The 20,325-nt window shown below is 53.1% G+C and carries 18 protein-coding genes; 6 read left to right on the forward strand and 12 right to left on the reverse strand.

The annotated features are described in order from the left end of the window. The first annotated feature begins 36 nt into the window (after positions 1-36). Positions 37-672, forward strand: a complete 636-nt coding sequence (locus ACZ5EH_RS15790) for a hypothetical protein (protein ID WP_464274831.1) — start codon at positions 37-39, stop codon at positions 670-672. A 44-nt stretch (positions 673-716) separates the two neighbouring features. Here the strand turns inward: ACZ5EH_RS15790 and ACZ5EH_RS15795 are convergent, their stop codons facing one another. Continuing rightward, positions 717-1,244 (reverse strand): PH domain-containing protein, encoded by a 528-nt coding sequence (locus ACZ5EH_RS15795; protein ID WP_464274832.1) that lies wholly within the window; start codon positions 1,242-1,244, stop codon positions 717-719. A 291-nt stretch (positions 1,245-1,535) separates the two neighbouring features. Here ACZ5EH_RS15795 and ACZ5EH_RS15800 point away from each other — a divergent pair, with 291 nt between their 5' ends. Genes ACZ5EH_RS15800 through ACZ5EH_RS15820 form a run of 5 tightly spaced genes read left to right on the forward strand, consistent with a single transcriptional unit; the run spans position 1,536 to position 8,455 of the window. Further along, on the forward strand, positions 1,536-2,438 hold the full coding sequence (locus tag ACZ5EH_RS15800; protein WP_464278314.1) for a phosphate/phosphite/phosphonate ABC transporter substrate-binding protein: 903 nt from the start codon (positions 1,536-1,538) through the stop codon (positions 2,436-2,438). Between the two features lie 18 nt (positions 2,439-2,456). Next, positions 2,457-4,541, forward strand: coding sequence for an ATP-binding protein (locus tag ACZ5EH_RS15805; RefSeq protein WP_464274833.1), 2,085 nt, complete (start codon positions 2,457-2,459; stop codon positions 4,539-4,541). Positions 4,542-4,550: 9 nt separating this feature from the next. After that, positions 4,551-4,910 (forward strand): response regulator, encoded by a 360-nt coding sequence (locus ACZ5EH_RS15810; RefSeq protein WP_464274834.1) that lies wholly within the window; start codon positions 4,551-4,553, stop codon positions 4,908-4,910. A gap of 53 nt (positions 4,911-4,963) precedes the next feature. After that, positions 4,964-7,375, forward strand: a complete 2,412-nt coding sequence (locus ACZ5EH_RS15815) for a PEP/pyruvate-binding domain-containing protein (RefSeq protein WP_464274835.1) — start codon at positions 4,964-4,966, stop codon at positions 7,373-7,375. A gap of 3 nt (positions 7,376-7,378) precedes the next feature. Then, complete coding sequence (locus ACZ5EH_RS15820; RefSeq protein ID WP_464274836.1) at positions 7,379-8,455, forward strand: protein-tyrosine phosphatase family protein; 1,077 nt, start codon at positions 7,379-7,381, stop codon at positions 8,453-8,455. Between the two features lie 123 nt (positions 8,456-8,578). Here ACZ5EH_RS15820 and ACZ5EH_RS15825 read toward each other — a convergent pair whose 3' ends face one another. From ACZ5EH_RS15825 to ACZ5EH_RS15875, 11 genes are all read right to left on the reverse strand, one after another. Next, the gene (locus ACZ5EH_RS15825; protein WP_464274837.1) at positions 8,579-8,743 is read right to left on the reverse strand and encodes a hypothetical protein; all 165 of its coding nucleotides are present in this window, start codon (positions 8,741-8,743) and stop codon (positions 8,579-8,581) included. A gap of 68 nt (positions 8,744-8,811) precedes the next feature. Continuing rightward, positions 8,812-9,513 carry a LexA family transcriptional regulator gene (locus ACZ5EH_RS15830; RefSeq protein ID WP_464274838.1) on the reverse strand — a complete coding sequence of 234 codons (702 nt, stop codon included), beginning with the start codon at positions 9,511-9,513 and terminating at the stop codon, positions 8,812-8,814. 174 nt (positions 9,514-9,687) lie between these two features. Then, on the reverse strand, positions 9,688-10,086 hold the full coding sequence (locus ACZ5EH_RS15835) for a Ros/MucR family transcriptional regulator (RefSeq protein ID WP_464274839.1): 399 nt from the start codon (positions 10,084-10,086) through the stop codon (positions 9,688-9,690). 265 nt (positions 10,087-10,351) lie between these two features. Beyond that, positions 10,352-11,683 carry a citrate synthase gene (locus ACZ5EH_RS15840; RefSeq protein ID WP_464274840.1) on the reverse strand — a complete coding sequence of 444 codons (1,332 nt, stop codon included), beginning with the start codon at positions 11,681-11,683 and terminating at the stop codon, positions 10,352-10,354. A gap of 347 nt (positions 11,684-12,030) precedes the next feature. Continuing rightward, positions 12,031-13,206: a M20 family metallopeptidase gene (locus ACZ5EH_RS15845; protein ID WP_464274841.1), complete on the reverse strand. Its 1,176-nt coding sequence runs from the start codon at positions 13,204-13,206 to the stop codon at positions 12,031-12,033. Between the two features lie 162 nt (positions 13,207-13,368). Continuing rightward, positions 13,369-14,166: a glycosyltransferase family protein gene (locus ACZ5EH_RS15850; RefSeq protein WP_464274842.1), complete on the reverse strand. Its 798-nt coding sequence runs from the start codon at positions 14,164-14,166 to the stop codon at positions 13,369-13,371. Positions 14,167-14,246: 80 nt separating this feature from the next. Beyond that, a complete protein-coding gene (locus ACZ5EH_RS15855; RefSeq protein WP_464274843.1) occupies positions 14,247-14,897 on the reverse strand; it encodes an NAD(P)/FAD-dependent oxidoreductase in 651 nt (216 codons plus the stop codon). Between the two features lie 148 nt (positions 14,898-15,045). Beyond that, positions 15,046-16,011 (reverse strand): ABC transporter substrate-binding protein, encoded by a 966-nt coding sequence (locus ACZ5EH_RS15860; RefSeq protein ID WP_464274844.1) that lies wholly within the window; start codon positions 16,009-16,011, stop codon positions 15,046-15,048. 85 nt (positions 16,012-16,096) lie between these two features. Continuing rightward, positions 16,097-17,572 carry a betaine-aldehyde dehydrogenase gene (betB, locus tag ACZ5EH_RS15865; RefSeq protein WP_464274845.1) on the reverse strand — a complete coding sequence of 492 codons (1,476 nt, stop codon included), beginning with the start codon at positions 17,570-17,572 and terminating at the stop codon, positions 16,097-16,099. A gap of 3 nt (positions 17,573-17,575) precedes the next feature. Next, entirely contained in the window at positions 17,576-19,240 is a 1,665-nt protein-coding gene (betA, locus tag ACZ5EH_RS15870; protein ID WP_464274846.1) for a choline dehydrogenase, read from the reverse strand. A 134-nt stretch (positions 19,241-19,374) separates the two neighbouring features. Next, positions 19,375-20,130 carry a FadR/GntR family transcriptional regulator gene (locus tag ACZ5EH_RS15875; RefSeq protein WP_464274847.1) on the reverse strand — a complete coding sequence of 252 codons (756 nt, stop codon included), beginning with the start codon at positions 20,128-20,130 and terminating at the stop codon, positions 19,375-19,377. Positions 20,131-20,325: the final 195 nt, after the last annotated feature.

A 20,325-nucleotide genomic window follows, 5' to 3' on the forward strand; every position in this document is an offset into this window, starting at 1 on the left:
ATGGCAGCGTAAGGCGGTGCCCAGCGGAGGACGCCAATGTATTCCCTAGATGGTTTCTATCTCTTTATCGATCCGGTAATGATCTGGATATTCAGGCTTCCGGGCAATGCCGAAATCGGATTCGCCCTCGGTTTGGTATGGGTGGCGCTCATTGCGACCATTATCGGTGAGCTCTCCATGGCTGGTATTTATTTTCTGAACCGGCGTTTTTTGAACGAGCAGAGCCAGGATATGGTGCGCAATTTCAATCTTTCGCTCAAAGCCCTGGCCGCCAAGGATAAGCAGAGCTACAAAGCCTGCAATGACCTGGCGAACGAGGCCTTTGGCAAGAATTTCTTCACCGGCATTACGCTGTTCGCTTCTTCTATCTGGCCGGCATTTTTTGCTCTGGGATGGCTGGACTTCAGGTTCAAGGAAATCGACTTTCCGCTTCCTTTCACGGACACCATAGTGAGTGCGGCTTTTTATTTCGTACCCACCTACATCATCGTGCGCATCATCTTTGCGCGGCTCAAACCCAAATTGCCCGTATTCGGCCCTATCAGCCGCAGGGTAAAAGCTGACGTAAAGTCTGGCGAACAGATGATGACCTACATGGACATTGTGAAGAAAGAGGGAGACGCTGCACAGGAAAGCGCACCACCGCAGGCACACTCCCACAGCACTGAGTAGGGGGGCGCACAAAAAGGGCAGCCGGAGACCTGAAAAAATATCGCTTACGCGCCGGCTATCTTGATGCCCCTGTCTGCCATGGTCTCCTTGAAGCGCTTCATGCCGTCAGGACCCAACAGGATGTACAGACCATCACTTTCAAGGCAGACAACTTCTTTTTTGTTGGTAAGGATGATGGCCTCACCACCGCTTTCCATTATGTAGCTCCCGCAGATGTACCCGAAAAAGCGCATGATCCGTTTGTCCTCTTTGGATGCAAGACGGCTGTCGCTTTTGATATCGGCCATGAAGGCCCGGCTCATGCTTTTGTAGGGAACCGTCGCCTCCAGAAACGGAGGGGCGGTTATCAGCATGGCGTCTTCTGTCAGCGTAATCTGGGCGCGCTGCGGATTGACATACAGCATGTACCAGAAAAAAATTGCAATGGGGGCAGCCACTGCAATGAGACAGATTCCCGTCCACATGAAGCCGGATCGGAAGCTCCAGGCCGTGGCGCCGGCAACCAGGGCGACTGCAATGAAAAAAACGATAATCACTATATTTGAAATCTGAACACTGAACCTTTCTTCCATGCTCCGGAGCTCCTTGCTAGTTGGGGCGAACAGCATTGAATCAGTCAGGATACCTACCTTTTGGAGCCTTACTTAGCAAGGGTATGGCGGCTGACTTTTGCAGCAACTATCGTTAAATAACAGGCGTGCTTGCCGCAGGGGGTGAGCGACGCATTTAGCGTTCTTCCATATTTTTCAGCGCCATGTATCACGGCAGAGGGATAAAGACTCTTTCGCCAAGGGGTATTTCGTGCTATTTACAGACACAAAGCAGGAAGGGGATTGCTATTGACGAATACTGTCTATCGATACATGGCGCCGGTGCTTTTTCTGGTGGTTCTGCTTGCACTTGGCGGTTGCTCCGATGAGGACGTTACCCGCGTGGACATGAGCAAGCGGGAGCAGACCTCGGTAGCCAAGGACAAGACCCGAATCACCTACGCATACCTGCCCCAGTACTCACATACTATTTCCTACCGTCGCCATCGGTTGCTTGTTGAATACCTGCGCGAAGCCACTGGCCTGCCATTGCATCAGATTTTTCCCGATACCTTTGACGATCACCTGAAAATGGTCGAACGGGGGGAGATTGACATCTCCTTTTCCAACCCTTTCGTCTATATTCAAATTGCAGAGTTTGGCGGCAGAGCCTTCGCCAGGATAGTGGAGCCCGATGGCAACCCTGATTTCCGTGGGCAGATTATTGTGAATGCCGATAACGACGCCATTCGCAGAATAGAAGATTGTCGCGGCAAACGATGGATTGCTGTGGATCCCTCATCCGCGGGCGGCTTTCTGTTCCCATTGGGGCTTTTTGCCGATCATGGACTGCATAAAACGGATTTCTCCGAGATTGCATTTGCTCCCGGCCCTGGGGGAAAACAGGAAAAGGTCGTATTGGCTGTCTATGCTGGCGCCTACGACATCGGCTCCATACGTGAAGGTACGCTTTCGGTTCTGGACGGCAAAATCGATGTGGAAAAAATCCGGGTTTTGGCGCAAACGCGGGCCTATCCGGGCTGGGTCTTCGCCTCCCGCAAGGGACTCGACCCCGAGATTGTGGAGAAGATCAGCGCTGCCATGTATACTTTGGATATCCGCTTGCCGGAGCATGCAGCAATATTGGACAGGGCGCGCGTCAGCGGCATTATTCCCGCCAGAGACAGTGATTACGATCCCATCAGGGAACTGGCTCAGAAACTGGGGCTTTTCTAAGCCGGGAGCAAGGAGCGCATGCGATTTTTTGCAAGGATGCGATTTCGCACCAAGATTATTCTGGGCAGTTCGCTCATCATCATAGTGGTTTCCTTGCTGCTTTCCGGCGTCATTAGTCGGATGGCGGCCCAGGCGTTGATCAATGAAAGCAAAAAAAGAGGCAAGGTTCTGGCCGAGTCTCTTTCCGTGCGCGTTGCCGATTCCATGCTGGCGGAGGACCTGCTGCGGCTGAAAAACATGGTGGACGAGATGAGCCGGCTTGAAGATGTGGAGTACGCGTTCATCAAGGATGTGGACGGCAACATAATCGTGCACAGCTTCAGTCAGGGCTTTCCCGTTCAGTTGCGTAAAGTGAACCTGGCGCCGGAGCACGGGGTTTCCATCAAACTGCTGGATACGGGAAGCAGCCTTATCTATGACTTCGCAACCCCTGTCATCATAGAAGGAAACGATTTCGGTTCTGTGCGCATAGGCTTATCCCGCGGACGGGTGCAGGCAGTAGTAAACAAACTGCTTTGGACCATTCTGCTGATAGCGGGGGGTGCCTTTGTCGTGGCCATTCTGACAAGCACCATCTTCGCGCGCAAGGTCACGCGTCGGCTCGGCATTTTGCGCGAATATGCAGAAGAAGTGGTGAAGGGCAGCCTGGAATTGCAAACAGGCCCCTCCCTGGCGCGCAATTGCTGGGAAATAATGAATTGCAACCTGGACCATTGCCCCGCGTATGGAGACGAGCGCAGACGTTGCTGGTACCTGGCTGGCACGCTGTGCCCGGAATGCGAGGAAGGGACGCTGGTGGAGAAGGCCGAGTCCTGCAAGCGCTGCATGGTGTACAAGATGAACAAAGGGGATGAAATCCAGGATTTGTCAGAGACCTTTGACGTCATGGCCTTGACCTTGAAAACCCATCTCGAGGAATTGAAGGAAGCTGAGCAGGTGCTGACCAGGCAGCAGCAACTCATGAGCACAATCCTTGACGTGACCCCTGACTTTGTTTGTCTGCTTAATGAAAACCTCGAGTATCTGGCCGTGAACAAGGCCTATGCAGATTTTCTGGGGATGCGCACCGGTGAATTGGTGGGCAAATCCGACCTCGAGGTGTTCGTTCCCCGGGATATGGCGTCTGCCATGTTCGAGGAAAATAAAGCGGTTCTCGAATCTGGCAACACAACGCACAGGGAGATGCATTTCAAGCGGGATGGCAAGGAATACTGGCTGCACATCGTCAAGGTTCCTGTTTTTGACCGGGAAGGGAAGATCATTGGTCTGCTGCGAACTGCCCGTAACATTACCAGAATCAAACAGTACCAGGAGCAACTCATCCAGGCGCAAAAAATGGAGTCCCTGGGCAAGCTGGCCGGAGGGGTCGCCCATGAAATCAATACACCGCTCGGCGTCATACTGGGGTATGCCCAGTTACTGCAGGAGGATGCCCCCCAGGATGGGCAACTGCATCAGGATCTGCTGACCATAGAAAAGCAGGCCAAGGTGTGCAGGAAGATCGTGGCCGACCTGCTTGGCTTTTCGCGCCAGACTTTCAGTTCCAAACGTGATATCTGTTTCAACAACACTATCATGGAAGCAGCATCCCTTGTGCGCCACACCTTTTCTCTGGATCGGGTAGAGATTCTCATGGATTTGGATGACAGGTTGCCCGTCATCAGCGCAGACCCGGAAAAGTTGAAGCAGGTTTGGATCAACCTTTTCAATAACGCCCGTGACGCCATGCCAGGTGGGGGGCTCATTTATGTAAAAGCCAGGCTCGATAGCCCGAAGCAGGTCGTACGGGTGTGGGTGGCTGATACTGGACAGGGCATTGCAAGGGATGACTTGAAGAAGATTTTCGACCCGTTTTTCAGTACAAAGGCAGTAGGTGAAGGAACGGGGTTGGGACTCTCCGTTTCTTTTGGCATAATAGAGGATCATGGGGGGCAGATCTGGGCTGACAGTCCGCCGCCGTCGGATTTGTGTCCGCTCAACGTGCCGGGGGCAGAGCCTCCATCAGAAACCGTTCCTGGCAAGGGCACGGTTTTTATGGTGGAACTGCCATTGGATTACGAGGGCAAATCGGAACACGATGAAGAGTTGAACGCGGCAGCTTAGGAGAAAATAATGGGAAAAGTGCTGGTGCTCGACGACGTCATGGATGCCGTTGTGCTCATTAAACGAATACTTGAGCGTAAAGGGCATGAAGTCGTTACATTTACAGAAGAAGAAGATGCGCTGGAACACGCGCGCAACAATGTCGTAGATCTGGCCATACTCGATATCAAACTGAAGAAGATGACTGGCGTGGAGGTTCTTGAGGAACTCAAGGAAGTCAACCCCGACATCAGGGTCATCATGCTTACAGGCTACCCCACTTTGGAAACGGCTCGGGAATCCGTCAAGCTGGGAGCAAGCGAATACTGCGTGAAGCCCATCGACAAGGATGAGCTGGAGCGTAAGGTGGATCAGGTCCTGAACCAGTAATGCTAAAATAGAATATGGATATCAAGCAGTTATTCAGGCACTGGACGTACCAGATGTTCGCGCCGAGTGCATTGTTGCGTGACAAGTACAATGCATTCAAGAACCTGTTGCGATCGGATAACTTGTGCCTTGAACTCATTGCCGAGCTTGAAGAGATACATTACGGGCAGGAGCACGTCGATTGGACGCGCATTGTCTGGCTTTGCAGCCGCCTGAGCGGTGCTGTGAAGACCATGACCGAGCAGCTCACCCTTATGAGTCCCACCAGGTATCTCGACCTGATGGACTATTACAAAAAAATTGACTTCTATGTGCAGATGGGGCTGGATTTGCCAGCTCCTGACCCGAGTCCGCCCTATGTTATCTGGATGGATGCGGCGGCGGAAGCTTCAGAGCTTGTAGGGGGCAAGGCTGCGAACATCGCCCGGGTGGCGCAGATGAGCGGGTTCAATGTTCCTCCCGGCTTCATCATCTCGGTGAAGGCTTTTCATTTTTTCATTGAAAGCAATGAACTGCGGCCAAAACTGGACAGAAAGCTGCGCAAGATAAGGCTTCATGAACCTGACGAACTTGCTGCCATTTCTTCTGAGCTGCAAGAAATGATCATGGCGGCACACATCCCCGCCTCGTTGGAGCAGGAGATCAAAAACGCCGTGAGTTCGCTGGTCGGTGTGCAGGGGCAGGATGTGCCACGGCTTGCTGTCCGTAGCAGCGCCCTTGCCGAGGATAGCGATGTGTCGTTTGCCGGCCAGTATACCAGCGAGTTGGACGTGCAGCCGCACGGCGCTATTGAGGCCTACAAAAGGGTGCTTGCAGGCAAGTATGGAGAAAAGGCGCTGACGTATCGCATCCGAAACGGTTTGGCAGATCAGGAAACACCCATGGCGGTGCTGGTCATGCCCATGGTCAAGGCCAAAACGGCGGGTGTTGTTTATACTGAAGACGAGGATTGGCAAGGGCAGCCTGCTGGCGCAATCTACTCGGTGCCAGGGCAGGGTGCGCTTTTGGTTGATGGAAGCTTGCGGCCTGAAGTCCAACGATTTACGCGCAGTACCCCCACGCTTTCCTCACAGGACGAGGCGCTACTGCTTTCCCAGGAAAACGCGCATCTTCTGTCCGAGCGCTCCTTGCTTTTGGAAAACAGGTTTGGCGCCGCATTGGACATTGAGTGGGCCCTGGACCATAGAAACAATCTTTTTTTTCTCCAGGCACGCCCTTTGAATTTGAAGCGGGACACCGCTTTGACCGAATTTGAGCATCCGGAACCTGATGTTTCGCCTATTTGCCAGGGGGGGGAGTCGGCCAGCGGGGGCGTTGCCGTCGGCACTGTCTATCATTTGCGTTCCGTTATGGATGTATCTTCCGTACCTCCCGACACTGTCCTGGTTGTGCAAACCTTGACCCCGGCGCTTGCCAGACTTGCGGGCAGTATAGTGGGGGTGGTTGCCCGTAGCGGAAGCAGAGCCAGCCATTTCGCTTCAGTAGCCAGGGAATATGGCCTCCCCGTGATCGTGGGGATTGACGCCCCGTATGCCAGTCTGCCTGAAGGGCAGCTGGTTACTGTGCATGCGGATAAGGGTGCTGTGTATCCTGGAAGGGTAGAGGTGCTGGAAAAAAGCTCCGCCAACAAATCGCAACGCAGTCGCGGCCCTGTGGCGGAGCGGCTGCATAAGATCACCCCCCATCTTGTACGCCTGACGTTGACTGATCCCACTGCAGCGACGTTTGCTCCCCAGAATTGCCGCTCTTTGCATGATGTCGTGCGTTTTGCCCACGAGAAGAGCGTGGGCGAAATGTTTCAACTGGTGGGAAAAGGCGGGCGGGGGCTGACCAATGCCAAACAGTTGAAATCGCATCTGCCCATTGTCATTTATGTGCTGGATTTGGGGGGAGGGCTGTTTGAGAGCGCTGCCTTGAGCGATGAAGTGACGCCTGACGATATCCAGAGCCTGCCCATGTGGGCATTCTGGTTTGGGCTGGCGACCAAGGATGTGCCCTGGAACAGCAATCTATTGCATGTGGATTGGGAAGCCATGGACCGCATCGCGGCTGGGATATTCAAACATGATTCCATGCTGCTTGCCAGCTATGCCGTCATCTCGTCGGATTATCTGCATATGATGATTCGCTTCGGGTATCACTTTTCTGTTTTGGATGCGATATGCGGGCCCGATACGAACAACAACTACATCAATTTCAGATTCAAAGGCGGCGGTGGTGAATTCAATCAACGCATGCTGCGCCTCCAACTCATAAAGGCCGTCCTCGAGCATTTCGGATTCAGCTCAACCGTGCGGGGCGATATGCTCGATGCGAAGCTTTCACGTGAACCCGAAGAAGTGATTCAGAAACGGTTGGCATCCCTCGGCTACCTGTTGGCGCGAACGAGGCTTATGGATATGGGGCTGCGCGACGAAAAGCAGGTGGAAGCCCTGGTTCAGGAATTTCTCGACCACCGGGAGTAGCCGATGAAGGCTCCGAAGAATTCTGAAGCATATACATTGACCTGGGTAACCGAACAACTTGCCGTAGGACATGCGCCCATGTCCTTTGAACAGCTTGAATCACTCAAGAAGCAAGGGGTCAACGCAATACTTAACTTGTGCGCAGAGTTCTGCGACCTTCATTCCGTAGAGGAAAAAGAAGGCTTTGAGGTCTATTACATGCCCGTTCCGGATGAAGAAGCCCCCGAGCTTGCCGAATTGGAGCGCGCTTTGGCCTGGTTGGACGAAGCCATTTACCTTGGCAAGAAAGTCCTGATTCACTGCCGCCACGGCATTGGAAGAACGGGCACCGTGCTCAATGCCTACCTGCTACGCCGTGGACTCGGGCATAAACTTGCCGGAAAAAAGCTCAAAGGTCTGAAGTCCAAGCCTGCCAATTTCGACCAATGGTGGACCATTCGAAAATATGGCAAGGGCAGCAAGCCGCTGACGGTCCGCGAACCTTCCCTTGAGTTCAAGCAGCTTGTGGATTTAAGACCTTTTATGGATGATTACCACAAATTGCTCCATAAGGCAGAAACACTGCTTTCCGACGAAGACGCAGTGGGCGAATGCTGTTGCGGTAAAGGACACACGAATTGTTGCTTTACCCCCATCAAATTGCATCTTCTTGAGTCTGTGTACCTAAGTCAGCGGATAAACACAGTTTTTACCAGCCAGGAACGCCTTGATCTCATCGCGCGATCTGTTGAAACTTCCCGCAAAGAGCGCGCCGTGGCATACGATCTGGGACAGGACACCGGCGACTATTGCCTTTCCACGGCAGGGGCGGCATGTCCACTCCTCCTGGAAAACAGCTGTTCATTGTTTGAGTACCGCCCTTTGCAGTGCAGAACATTTGACCTCGAACAATCCGAGAAGGAACAGATTTGGGAAAACGAACTGGGGCCGGCTCTTGAAACGAGCTCCAGACAACTCTATGTCGCCTTTGTTTCGAGTTTTCCTGCCGACCAGTTGCCCATGTTCCCACTTCCTGAAGTCACCTCAGGACGCTATGTCCAGACGTTCTTCCACTATATGCTGCAACACTCTGACAATTGAAGCGCCCTCCATATTGAGAGATGAGAACGCTTCTGTCGTATGCGTACACGCATTCACACCAGCGTTCCCTTCCAGCGAGATTCTTTTCCGCCCTTGTTTGCCGCGCTTTTAGCGCAAGATATTCTAATCCAACGCATCGATATCCAGGAAGGTACCGCACGAGGGGCAGACATACAGGCGTACGCCATTGAATTGCTGTCGTGCCCAGAAAACGGTCTTCCAATCAGCTTCAGCATTGGTGAACTGAACAATGATCCTAGCACCACAGGAGCAGTAACGTTCTTGCATGACTTGCCTCGTTGCTTTTGTTGCGTTGTTGTTTATAAAACTTAACATATTGGTCAAAAAAAGAGAGTCTAGCGGTATTCTCGGCAGATCCAGACGACCTTGCCAATGATCCGTACGTTTTCGAGTTCATCGCCTTGAAGAATTATGGGTGAGTAGTCTTTGTTGTCGCTAAGGAGGGCCAAGGCGTTCGGGCGTTTCTCAACCCGTTTGACCATAACCGTGTCCTCTACTCCCACAGCATATACACCCCCGGCGATTACGCTTTTCTGGAGCTGGTCCAACAGTACGGTGTCGCCTTCTTTGATTTCGGGTTCCATGCTGTTGCCAAAGACATCCATCAAAACCATTTCACCCGGAGTTCCCTTTCTCTGAAGCCAGTTTCGTTTGAATGCGTAATAGTCTTCAATACGACCATCCACCTCAAAGGAACCGCCCCCTGCACATAAGCGTGCGCTCACTTTGGGAACTTTGCAGAAGGCGTCAAAGTCTTCACGTTCAGGTTCACTAGTTGTTTCAGCAGCGGCGGAATATGGCGTGGCAGCAGACTTATTCAATTGTCTAGCCGGTCCACCCGCCAACCAGGAAGGATCCAGAGCATAGTCGCGAGCAAGAATGTGCAGCCATTTGTCAGGTACTGTATTGCGCTGTTTGGCTTGGGTTATTGCCGAACGGTTTACGCCGAGGACTTTGGCCAGTTCCTGTTGCGAACTGATTCCCAAAGCACCGCATACCTGCTGAAAAAAGTTTGAAAATTCTGTCTTGTTTTTCATTTTGTGACCTGTTGTTAATTTTTATGAACGATCTGTTTTGTTTTGTCAACTCAATTTGTAAAAAAAAGCTCTCGACAGGTGAAAAACTTTCGAGAGCTTTTTTATTTATTTACTGCTGTGGAGTGCTGCATCAGAGTCCCCCTCTGCACTCTATGATCATTCTGATCGTCTGGTTTAGTTCGTTTTACCCTTACGTTTTTCCCAGAGGCGCATTTCTTTCATTTTTTTACGCCGTTCACGCTGCAGTGCTTTGCAGACCAAAGGCGTACCTTTTTTGTAACCCCATTTTTCTCTGTACTCATCCGGTGTTAGGCCATATTTAGCAAGGTGCTTTTTGGTGAGGACCTTGAATTGCTTTCCGGATTCGAGGCAGGTGATGGTTTTCTCTTTAATGGCCTTTTTAGGATCCATGAAAGGTTCCTGAGCACCCTTGACCGCGCCGTCACCTTCGCTGATGCTTTTGATTCCTGCAGCGAGCCGGCTGACCATGTCCGTGATTTCTTCATCGGTCATGACGCGCACGCTGGCCTGGGCTTTGACAATTTCCAAAGCCTCCTTGATGTAAGACTCCATACGTTCCTCCACTTTACAATTTATAGTGTTGTTACTGCTTGGAACTTGATACTCATCGTTCAGAGAATGTCAAGTGTTCAACAGGTGTGTTCAAATGCCCACATCGTGAAATTAAGGTTATTTTGTACTTTTGGTTTTGCTACTATTTTCATAGTAAAAATAAGCCCCCTTTTGCCATACATGGCAAAAGAGGGCCATAGTTACTGTAACGGATAGTTGATTAGGCGTAGAGCTTTAGTTCTCGATTTTGCCTTGGATTGTGAGATCAATTCCAAATATTCTTCTGATCCTCGTCCGAGCCTTCCCTTGTACGTTCTTCCAATGGAACGTATTCACGCTTAACTGGACCAGTATAGATTTGTCTAGGACGATGAATACGTGTTTTCTGTTTTTGGTCTTCATACCAGTGTGCTATCCATCCCGGCATACGTCCTATGGCAAACATAGTAGGAAACATCGCTACCGGAATACCCAGCGCATGCAAAATAATGCCGGAATAAAAGTCCACATTGGGATAAAGTTTGCGCTCGATAAAGTAATCATCGTTGAGCGCAAGATCTTCAAGCTCTTGAGCGATGAGGAGCATCTCATCATTGGATCCCATGTTGCGCAAAAGGTTGTGAGCGGCTTTTTTAAGGATTTTCGCGCGCGGATCAAAGCTTTTGTAGATACGGTGGCCAAAGCCCATAAGGCGAAAGCGTTTTTGCTTAACGTCTTCAATAACTTTTTTAATGTCGGCCTGGCCGTCGCGCAGTTGCTGCAGCATGTTCACCACACCAGCGTTCGCCCCTCCGTGCAAAGGACCCCAAAGAGCGCAGATGCCGGCAGAAATCGAGGCAAAGAGGTTCGCTTTGGTGGAACCCACCATGCGCACTGTGGAGCAGGAGCAGTTCTGTTCATGGTCAGCATGGACGATGAGAAACAGCGACAGCGCTCTAACAGCTCCCAGTGGAGGATTATAAAGCCGGTTGGGGAGCGAAAACATCATGTGCAAAAAGTTTACGCAATAACGCAGCTTTGGGTTGGGGTACATAAAAGGCAGGCCGCGGGATTTGCGATAGCTGAATGCCGCAATGGTGCGCACCTTGGAAATGATCTTCGCAGTGGCGGAGCGAAATTCCTCGTCGCTTTCAATATTGTAGAGATCAAGGTTATAGCTGCCGAGAGAATTGATCATGGCGGACAGAGTCGCCATGGGCTGGGGGTTTGGAGGAAAACCGTCAAAATGGTGGAGCAAATCCTCGTGGAGCAGCTCCTCGTTGCACAGTGTTTCCCTGAAACTGTCCAGTTCCGTCTTGGTGGGCAGCTCGCCGAAAATCAGCAGCATGGCTGTTTCGATAAATGTGCTCTTTTCGGCAATTTCCTCTATGGGGTAGCCGCGATAGCGCAGAATTCCCTTTTCACCGTCCACAAAAGTGATGTCACTTTTGCAGGCGCCGGTGTTGCCGAAGCCGGGGTCCAGAGTGATGATGCCCGTTTCCTGCCGCAACTTCGTGATATCAACGCCGATCTCGCCTTCGGTGCCTTCGATGACAGGCAATTCATACGTTTTGCCGCGTAACGTGATGGTGGCGGTTTCGCCCGTTTTTTTCTGCATGCAAACCCTTGTTGTTTCTGTTGTGGTGAGAAAAGCACAAGGGCCTCGGGCCGCGGACCGGCCTTTTGGATAGAGGCCCCTGGAACTACCTGGAATGCCCGGGAAAAGGACCCGGCTCCAAGCACAACTCTATTAATATAGCAAAAACAACACGAATTGGCTAGAGCAGAGCGTGAGATTACACATAATTGTAAAGTGTCCCATGCTTTTTTGCTGCCATTCCCAAAATGTTGGGATAGTGTGCTGGCACACTATCAACTCCGGGGTTAAGAAAGAGTAAAGTACAATTGGAAATAACCTTTACGGCAATAAACACTGTGCCAGAAAGAATGCAGCGGATAAGCGTGTTACACTGAAAAACGCGCTCCTAGATGGAGAATACCTGCTGCTGCCAGCGTTGTACGTTGGGGTAGGGAGGAGATGACCATATATTCCCGGGTGGAGTGGTCCTGATCCCCTGAAGGCCCTAATCCATCGAGAACAGGTATGCCCATGGCGGCAATGGTATTTGCATCGGAGACGCCCCCCCGGCGTTCTTGCTTGACGGGGACGCCCAATGTATCGCCAATGTGCTGTAGTGCGGAAAACAGCCGCAATCCGCCTTCGCTGGCCTCCATGGGAGGGCGCTTTCCAGTTGTTTCCAAGGAGCATGCAACTCCGGGTGTCGTCACCTGGGACACGATGTGGTCAATTGACGCATCCACGAAACGCGCATCGGACTCGGTGACAAAGCGGCAATCCACTTCTGCCACAGCGTTTTCCGGGATGGTGTTCGGTGTCGTGCCGCCGGTAATGCAACCCACATTGCACGTCAGGCCACGGTCGGGGGCGTTGAGCGCCTCCACGGCAATTATTTTGTGGGCGAGTTCCAGTATGGCGCTAGGTTTTGCCAGGCCGGCTTGCCCTACGTGACCTGCCTTGCCGGTACATTGTATCCTGAAGCCGTGTTTCCCCTTGCGTGCTGTGACAACCTGCCCCTCCAGGCCGCAACACTCGAAAACAAACGCAAGTGCAGATTTGGCGGCCTCGCGCTGGATGATTGCAGTGGAAAAAGGAGAGCCCACTTCTTCATCCGTGTTGATCACGAAACTGATGGGTAATGATTCAAGACTGTTAAGATGCTGTATCGCTTCCAGGGCATAGATCGCGGCTACGAGGCCGCCTTTCATGTCGATGACACCAGGCCCCCGCAGTTGCCCGTCCCATTCTTCAAAGCAATCAAACCCCATTTCGGGTGGGAACACTGTATCCAGGTGTCCGCAGAGCAAGATGCGTTTTTGTGCCGGCGCGGTTAGAGCGGCGGGTGACAACGCCACAAGTGTGTCTCCCACTTCACTGTGGGGTATATGCTCGACCGAAAAACCCAAGGCTTGCAGTTCGCGGGAAAAAATCGAGGAGACAGCGTCGGCGCCTTTTTTGTTCCAGGTATAGCTGTTGATGCGTACGACTTCCTCCAGCAGTTCGATCATGCAGGGCATCATGTCGTTGCACCGTTGTTGCAAGGCGTGCAGTTGTTCGGTCATGGTAGTTTCGAATACCTTTCTTGCTGCTGCAGGTTATCGACTAGGGCAGATTCCTGTGGGCGCCCATAAAGGGGCAGGGTCCCTCTGCACTTGCTGTGTTCTGTTGCGTCAAACAATGGAAGAAGGGCTATAGAAGAAAAATGACGCTGCAGCCCTTGGTAATTACCTTTTTAATGAAATGTTGGCAGCGTGCAGCCACTCTTCAGGAAACTCGGCCAGCACTTCTTCGGGAAAATCGTTGGGCTCCCAGGACCATGAAGGATCTTCGGTCCAGTCCGCCGCATTGGTAGGTTTCACCTTGCCCGCCCAAAAAGAGTTCAAGTGGAAGGTTTCCCCCCACTTTTTGGATGGGATGTGGACGCCTTCCACGCCGATGTTCTGTACTCTGGCGAGGATGGGAAATATTTCCGCGCGTTCTTTGCGTACACGGGTGTTGATGCTCGAATCCCAGTTGCCGTAAGAGTAGTCAAAGTCCCAAAGGTCCTTCATGCCATCTTCCCAGCGGTCCCGCCATGTCGCCCACGCCCAGGGGGTGAACCATTTTCTGCGGGCCACGCGGCCATACGCACTGGCAGGGCACTCCTGAGAATTGTAGGCCGTTACGCTGAGGATCTCCGGATCATCGGCATAGGTCTTGCGACAATGCTCAAAGAAAAGCAGCGCATCCTTCCAAAGGAGTTGGTCGTCTTCTATATGAATGTTGTAGTCGGTTTCCAGAAACGCATAGGAGAGGGCCTGGAAGACGTTCACCGGACACCCCAGGACTTTTTCGTTCTTTACGATGGTCTTGTCCGCAAAATCGATTCCCTGAGCGAGTTGCAGCACTTCTTCGTTGCCCGGTTCGATGCAGATGATCAGCTTGTACCGCTCGATGCCGTAACAGCACGACATGGCGCCCAGCACTTTACGCAAGTAGTGTGGGCGGTTGAAGAGCGTCATGGATATGGTGCGTCGGTACATGTCAGGTATACCTCACGGATTGGAACTTGCGGCAGGTATACAATGGCATGGGCGACTGTGCAAGGAAGCCTGCGACTGACTCAGGAACACATATCAAGCTCCTTGCGCAGTTGTTCTACGCCGTGCTTGGCCACAAAGACTGCAATGCGTTTTTTGCTTTGCTCCTTCTTGGAATAGAGTTCGAGAAAACGTTGCACCACTTCCACGGCTTCTCCCGTGCTGAGACCTTCACAAAGCCTGTCGGCAATGCGTGGTCTGGTTCCGCTGTTGCCGCCAACGTATATGCGCCACCCTTTTGCTGTGCCGATGAGGCCTATGTCGCGGACCTGGCTTTCCCCACATGAGAACGGGCAAGCAGACACGCCTATTTTCACCTTGGCGGGAAAGGTCTTGCCAAAAACAAGGGCTTCTATCTGGCGCCCCATGTCCATGGAATCCTGCTTGGCGAACTTGCAATGGGGGAGGCCCGGGCAGGCTTGCACATAGTTGCGGCAGAGTTCACCCAAGGGGCCGAGTTCTTCCTTCAGAGACGCAAGCTCTTGTTCAGGCACGCCAAGAAGAATGAAGCGTTGCCCGGATGTCATTTTGATGCTTTGCACGCCATGGCGCCCGGCGGCCTGGGCAATGCGCTCCATTTCTGCCGGGGTGATGATACCTAGTGGTGTGTGTGGCTTGAGCGCCCATGTTTTCTTGTCGCGCTGCAGAATGGCGCCTGCGGTGTCTGTGCTCATGACTACTCCTGGTCTGTTTCAATGAAAAAGGGTGAGACTTTGGTATGCCTATAAGATTGCCCCGCAATTGACTAAGGTCAAGAGCCAAAAAAAGCCGGGAAGCGTTGTCGCTCCCCGGCTTTATAAGCGTTACGTGCTGCTTGTCGGGTTACATGCCGGAAAGGCATTTTTCCCAGGCAGGCAGGGCAGGGGCGCCGTCATACGTGGTAACGCCCTGCAGCCATTCTTTGCAGATTTTAGGATTCTTTTTCAGCCATGCTACGGCAGCCTGCAAGGGTTTCTGGGTGTCGTCCTTGTAGAGCGAAAGCATGATCTGGTTCATCATGGCTACGGGGAACTTCATGTTTTTCAGAAGCTTGGCGACATTAGGCGCTTCCTTGGCGTAGCCAGTGCGCAGGTTGGTGTAAACGGTGGCGGTGCCGTCATTTTCACCAAAGGTATCGGCGGTGCTGCCATCAAGGTACTTCATGTCGATGCGCTCGTTCATGCTGTGCGGAGCCCACCCCAGAAACACGATCCACTGTTTTTCCTTGGCAAAGGACTGCACCTGGCCGAGCATGGCAGGTTCACTGGAGGGCACCAGTTCGAACTTGCCAAGGCCATACATGTCCTTGTCGATCATGTTCTGGATGATTTCGTTCCCGTCGTTTCCTTCTTCGATGCCATAAATCTTCCACTCGAGCTTGTCGCCGAATTTTGCGATATCCTTGAAGTTCTTAAGGCCACCTTCATAACAGTAGGTGGGGACTGCAAGGGTGTACTTGGCGCCTGGCATGTTGGCTACATACTGCTCAACAGTGCCTTCGTTAAAAAACTTGTCGGCGATGGTCTTCATGGAGGGCATCCAGTTGCCCAGGAACGCATCGGCTTCGTTCATGGCCATTGCCTTGTAGGCGATGGGCACGGAAACCAGCGTGGCGTCTACGTTGTAGCCCAGACAGGTAAGAATGGATTTGGCGACTTCTGTCTTGATCGTTACACCGGTCCAGCCGACGTAGACAAAGCGGACGTCTTTTTTTTCTGCAAAAGCAGCGCCGCAAAAAATGGTGAGTAGAAGGACGGGGATGAGAACCAGGGACAAAATTGATACGGATTTTTTGCCGTAACCAGACATCAGAACTCCTTGGTTAAAGTTGTACATTGGGCGCCCCATGCTGCCGCAAAGGGCGCCCTGCCTTCGATCTGGGTCTTTATGCGGATTAAATACCGAACCAGTTCAGAGCTTTAGTATTGTGATTCTGGTAGATGTGTTTGACTTCTGTATACTCTTCCAAGCCGATATGTCCAAGTTCGCGCCCCATACCGGATTGTTTGAATCCTCCCCATGGCGCCTGGGTGAAGTAAACATTGAAGTCGTTGACCCATACGGTGCCAAAACGCAGCGCGCGTGAAACCCTGTGGATACGGTCCGGATCGCGGGTCCAGAATCCGGCCGAGAGCCCGTAGACCGTGCCATTGGCCAGGCGAATTGCTTCCTCTTCGCTATGAAAACGCTCCACGCTGATGACCGGGCCAAATACTTCTTCCTGCACTATGCGCATTTCGTGACGGCATTCCGAGAACAGGGTGGGCTGGAAGAAATATCCTTTTTGCAATTCGGGTTCGCTGGGGCGTGCGCCGCCTACAAGCTGGGTTGCCCCTTCTTTCCGGGCTATTTCGCAGTATTCTTCCACCTTGGCCAGATGTTCTGCGGAGATAAGCGGACCCATCTGGGTATCTTCGGCCATGCCCGGGCCAACCTTTATTTTTTCCATGCGTTCTTTGAGGGCTGCGACGAAGTCGTCATGGATGGCGTCTTCAACCATCAACCGCGCCCCTGCAGAGCAAATCTGTCCTGCGTGGAAAAACACACCGTTGAGCGCATAGTCCACAGCCGTGTCGAAATCGGCATCGGCAAAAATGATGTTGGGATTTTTGCCGCCCAGTTCCAGGGCCAGCTTTTTCACATTGCCGCTGGCGGCCTGGATGATCTTTTTACCTGTGACGATGCCGCCCGTAAAAGAGATGAGGTCCACGTCGTGGTTGGATGCGAGTTCATCCCCCACGCTTGAACCGGGGCCCAGAACTAGGTTCACCACACCTTTGGGGTAGCCGGCTTCTGCAGCGAGTTCGGTTACCTTTATTGCGGTCAGCGGTGTGATTTCACTGGGTTTCATGATGATTGTGCAACCCGCGGCCAGTGCCGGAGCCATCTTCCAGGACGCTTGCAGAAGCGGGTAGTTCCAGGGAGATATCTGACCGCAAACCCCCACGGGTTCGCGAACCACCAGGCTGGAGCTGTCCGGAATCGGGGATTCGATGATTTCCCCTCCGTCTTTGTCGGCCAGGCCGGCGTAGTAGCGGAAGATGCCGGCTATGTCGTCCATATCCCAGCGGGATTCTTCCAGGGTTTTGCCGGTGTCCAGGGTTTCCAGTTCTGCGAGTTCCTCGCGGTCTCTGGCAATGAGTTCGGCCAGTTTGAAAAGCATGGCGCCGCGTTCCGCCGCTGGAGTCTGGGGCCAGCCGTCATGGTCAAAGGCCCGTCTTGCCGCGGCAATGGCGCGTTTGGCGTCCTCGCGATCTGCGCAGGGCACTTCGGCAATCTGCTCCTGGTTGCAAGGGTTGAGGCTGAAGCTGGTCTTGCCGGAGATGGCATCGACCCACTGCCCGTCGATATACATCTTCTTGCGCATCATGGATTAGGCCTCCGTTGTTTCAGCCTGTTGCTTTCCGGGTTGGTGAAAGCCGTGGTGCAAAGCTTCAAGAGGGGTGTTGCCCAGAATGATGTCAGCGGATTTCTCGGCGATCATCATTACAGGGGAGTAGATGTTGCCGTTGGTGATATACGGCATGACAGAGGCGTCCACCACGCGGAGCCCTTCGACACCATGCACGCGCAGATCCGCGTCCACAACAGCCATATCGTCCGTGCCCATTTTGCATGTGCAGCTGGGGTGGTAGGCGCTTTCGCCTTCTCTGGCCACAAAGTCCAGAATCTGCTCATCGCTCTCCACGTCCTCGCCGGGGGCAAGCTCCTGGCCGCGGTACCGGTCAAAAGCGGGCTGGGTCATTATCTTGCGGGTCACGCGGATGGCGTCGATCCAGTCCTGACGCTCCTGTTCCGTGGAAAGGTAGTTGAACAGTATTTCCGGATAGACCGTGGGGTCGGCGGATTTAAGCTTCACGTGGCCGCGCACGTCCGTATTCATTGGGCCGACATGCACCTGGTAGCCGTGCCCCTGGTTTGCGACCGAACCGTCATAACGGATGGCGATGGGCAGGAAGTGGTACTGCAGGTTCGGGTATTCCACCTGATCGTTGGAGCGGATGAAGCCGCCTGCCTCGAAGTGGTTGCTGGCGCCGGTGCCCTTGTTGGCAAACAGCCACTCCAGTCCGATTTTGGGCTGGTTTTGCCATTGCAGGGCAGGGAACAGGCTTACCGGCTCCTTGCTCTCGTACTGTACATACAGTTCCAGGTGGTCCTGAAGATTCTCACCAACGCCTGGAAGGTCATGCACAGGGTTTATGCCCAGCGCGCGGAGGTCGTCCGCATTGCCGATGCCGGAAAGTTGCAGCAATTGTGGTGAGTTGATGGCGCCACCACAGCAAATGACTTCTGCACCGTAGGCCTTGTGCACGCGTTTGCCACGGGAATACTCCACGCCCACGGCCCTGTTGCCGGAAAAAAGAATCTTGCGAGCCAGGGAGCGCAGTTTGATGGTCAGGTTACGGCGATTTTTTACGGGGTGCACATAGGCGCGGGCCGCGTTCCAACGGCGCCCTCTGTATATGGTGCCGTCGAACCGGCCAAACCCTTCCTGCTGCTGGCCATTGACGTCCTTGGTCAAGGGGTAGCCGGCTTGCTGCACAGCCTGGAAAAAGGCATCGAAAAGCGGGTTGTCGCATTTGGGCGTGGTCAGGTAGAGGGGGCCGCCCGTGCCTTGGTATTCGTCGGCGCCCATGCAGCGGTATTCAAAACGCTTGAAGTAGGGGAGGCAATGTGCGTAGTCCCAATTTTCAAGGCCCGGCTCCCGGCCCCATTTTTCATAATCCATGGCGTTGCCGCGGATGTATATCATGCCGTTGATGCAGCTGGAGCCGCCCAGAACCTTACCACGGGGCTGATAGATACGCCTGTTGTTCATATACGGTTCTGGCTCGGACTCGTACCACCAGTTGTAAAACCTGCCAGCCAAAGGATAGGTGAGGGCGGCCGGCATGTGGATACGGAAATCCAGTTTATAGTCAGGGCGGCCAGCTTCCAGGACCAGTACCTTGGTGTCTGGGTTGGCGCTCAGGCGGTTGGCAAGTACGCTTCCTGCGGAACCGCCTCCGATGATGATGTAATCGTAATGCTTAGCCATGCGTCCTCCATCTTGGGAAATGTCTGCAAAACCTATGTTCAGACAGTTTGCTTTCTGAAGCACACCGTATTGCTGTTTCCTGGTGTGCTGTCGTCGGCCTGATTAGCTATTCCAGTTACAGAACACACTGCAGCTTAGGCTTCCGCTGTCTTGTTCGCGTTCTGGTTGCGCCTTTTCACACAGCGCCGCAGCAGCACGTAGTGGTTGCCAATGCTCGAAAGAGCCAGCATGGGTTCGCCTTCTGCTATGCGGCTTGCGGTTTCCACCCAGTTGTCCACTGTCTGGCGGCGAAAATCTTCATCTTCGTAGAGCGCGTAGTCGTAGGAACTGAATCCCTGTTGCAAGGCGCCCATCACCCACTCAAAGATCGGGTTGCGGCTCATGCGCCCCAGTTGCAGGTTCAACTCGCGGTCCATCTCGCCCAGTAATTCCATGTCCGGTTCAGGCTCCAGCGCCGTCTCGCGCAGTCGAAGCGCACTGTTAAGCATTTGCTGCGCGGATTCCTTATCGTTTCTGGCTATGGCAAGGGATGTGACCGTCCGGTCGATGCTTTCGCGAAATCCAATCAGTTGTTCAGGCGCCACGGGGTGTTGCTTAAGAAACAACGCCAAGGATTCGCTGACGTTGGATACGTCGATTTCCTTGACAAAAGCGCCGCCTTTGGCGCCTTTGCGAATTTCCAGCAGTCCCTTTTCCTTGAGCGCGCGAAGAGCTTCCCGGATGGCGCCTCTGCCAACCTGAAATTGCTGCTGCATCTCGCGTTCACTGGGAAGTCCATCCCCAGGGCGGAGACTGCCATCAAGGATGGCGGCTTCTATCTGCAAGGCCACTTCTTCGCTGCTGCGCCCACTCTTGGCTGGGGTGAAAATGTGATGGTGTACGGTGCTCATTGGTATTACCTATAAAAAGTGCTACGCAGGATTATTTTCCTGTTTTTATATGCGGGAAAAAAGCTGCATAGGAGAAATAATGCCTGTTCTCGTTCGTTTTACTGGTTGTGTAGTCTTCACGTGTCATTCTGGGGTGCATCGGTACCTCGTCTTTGGTCGGACCATTCTTGACACGGCGAAAAATCCTTGTCAAGT

It is taken from the genome of Desulfovibrio biadhensis, assembly GCF_055388615.1.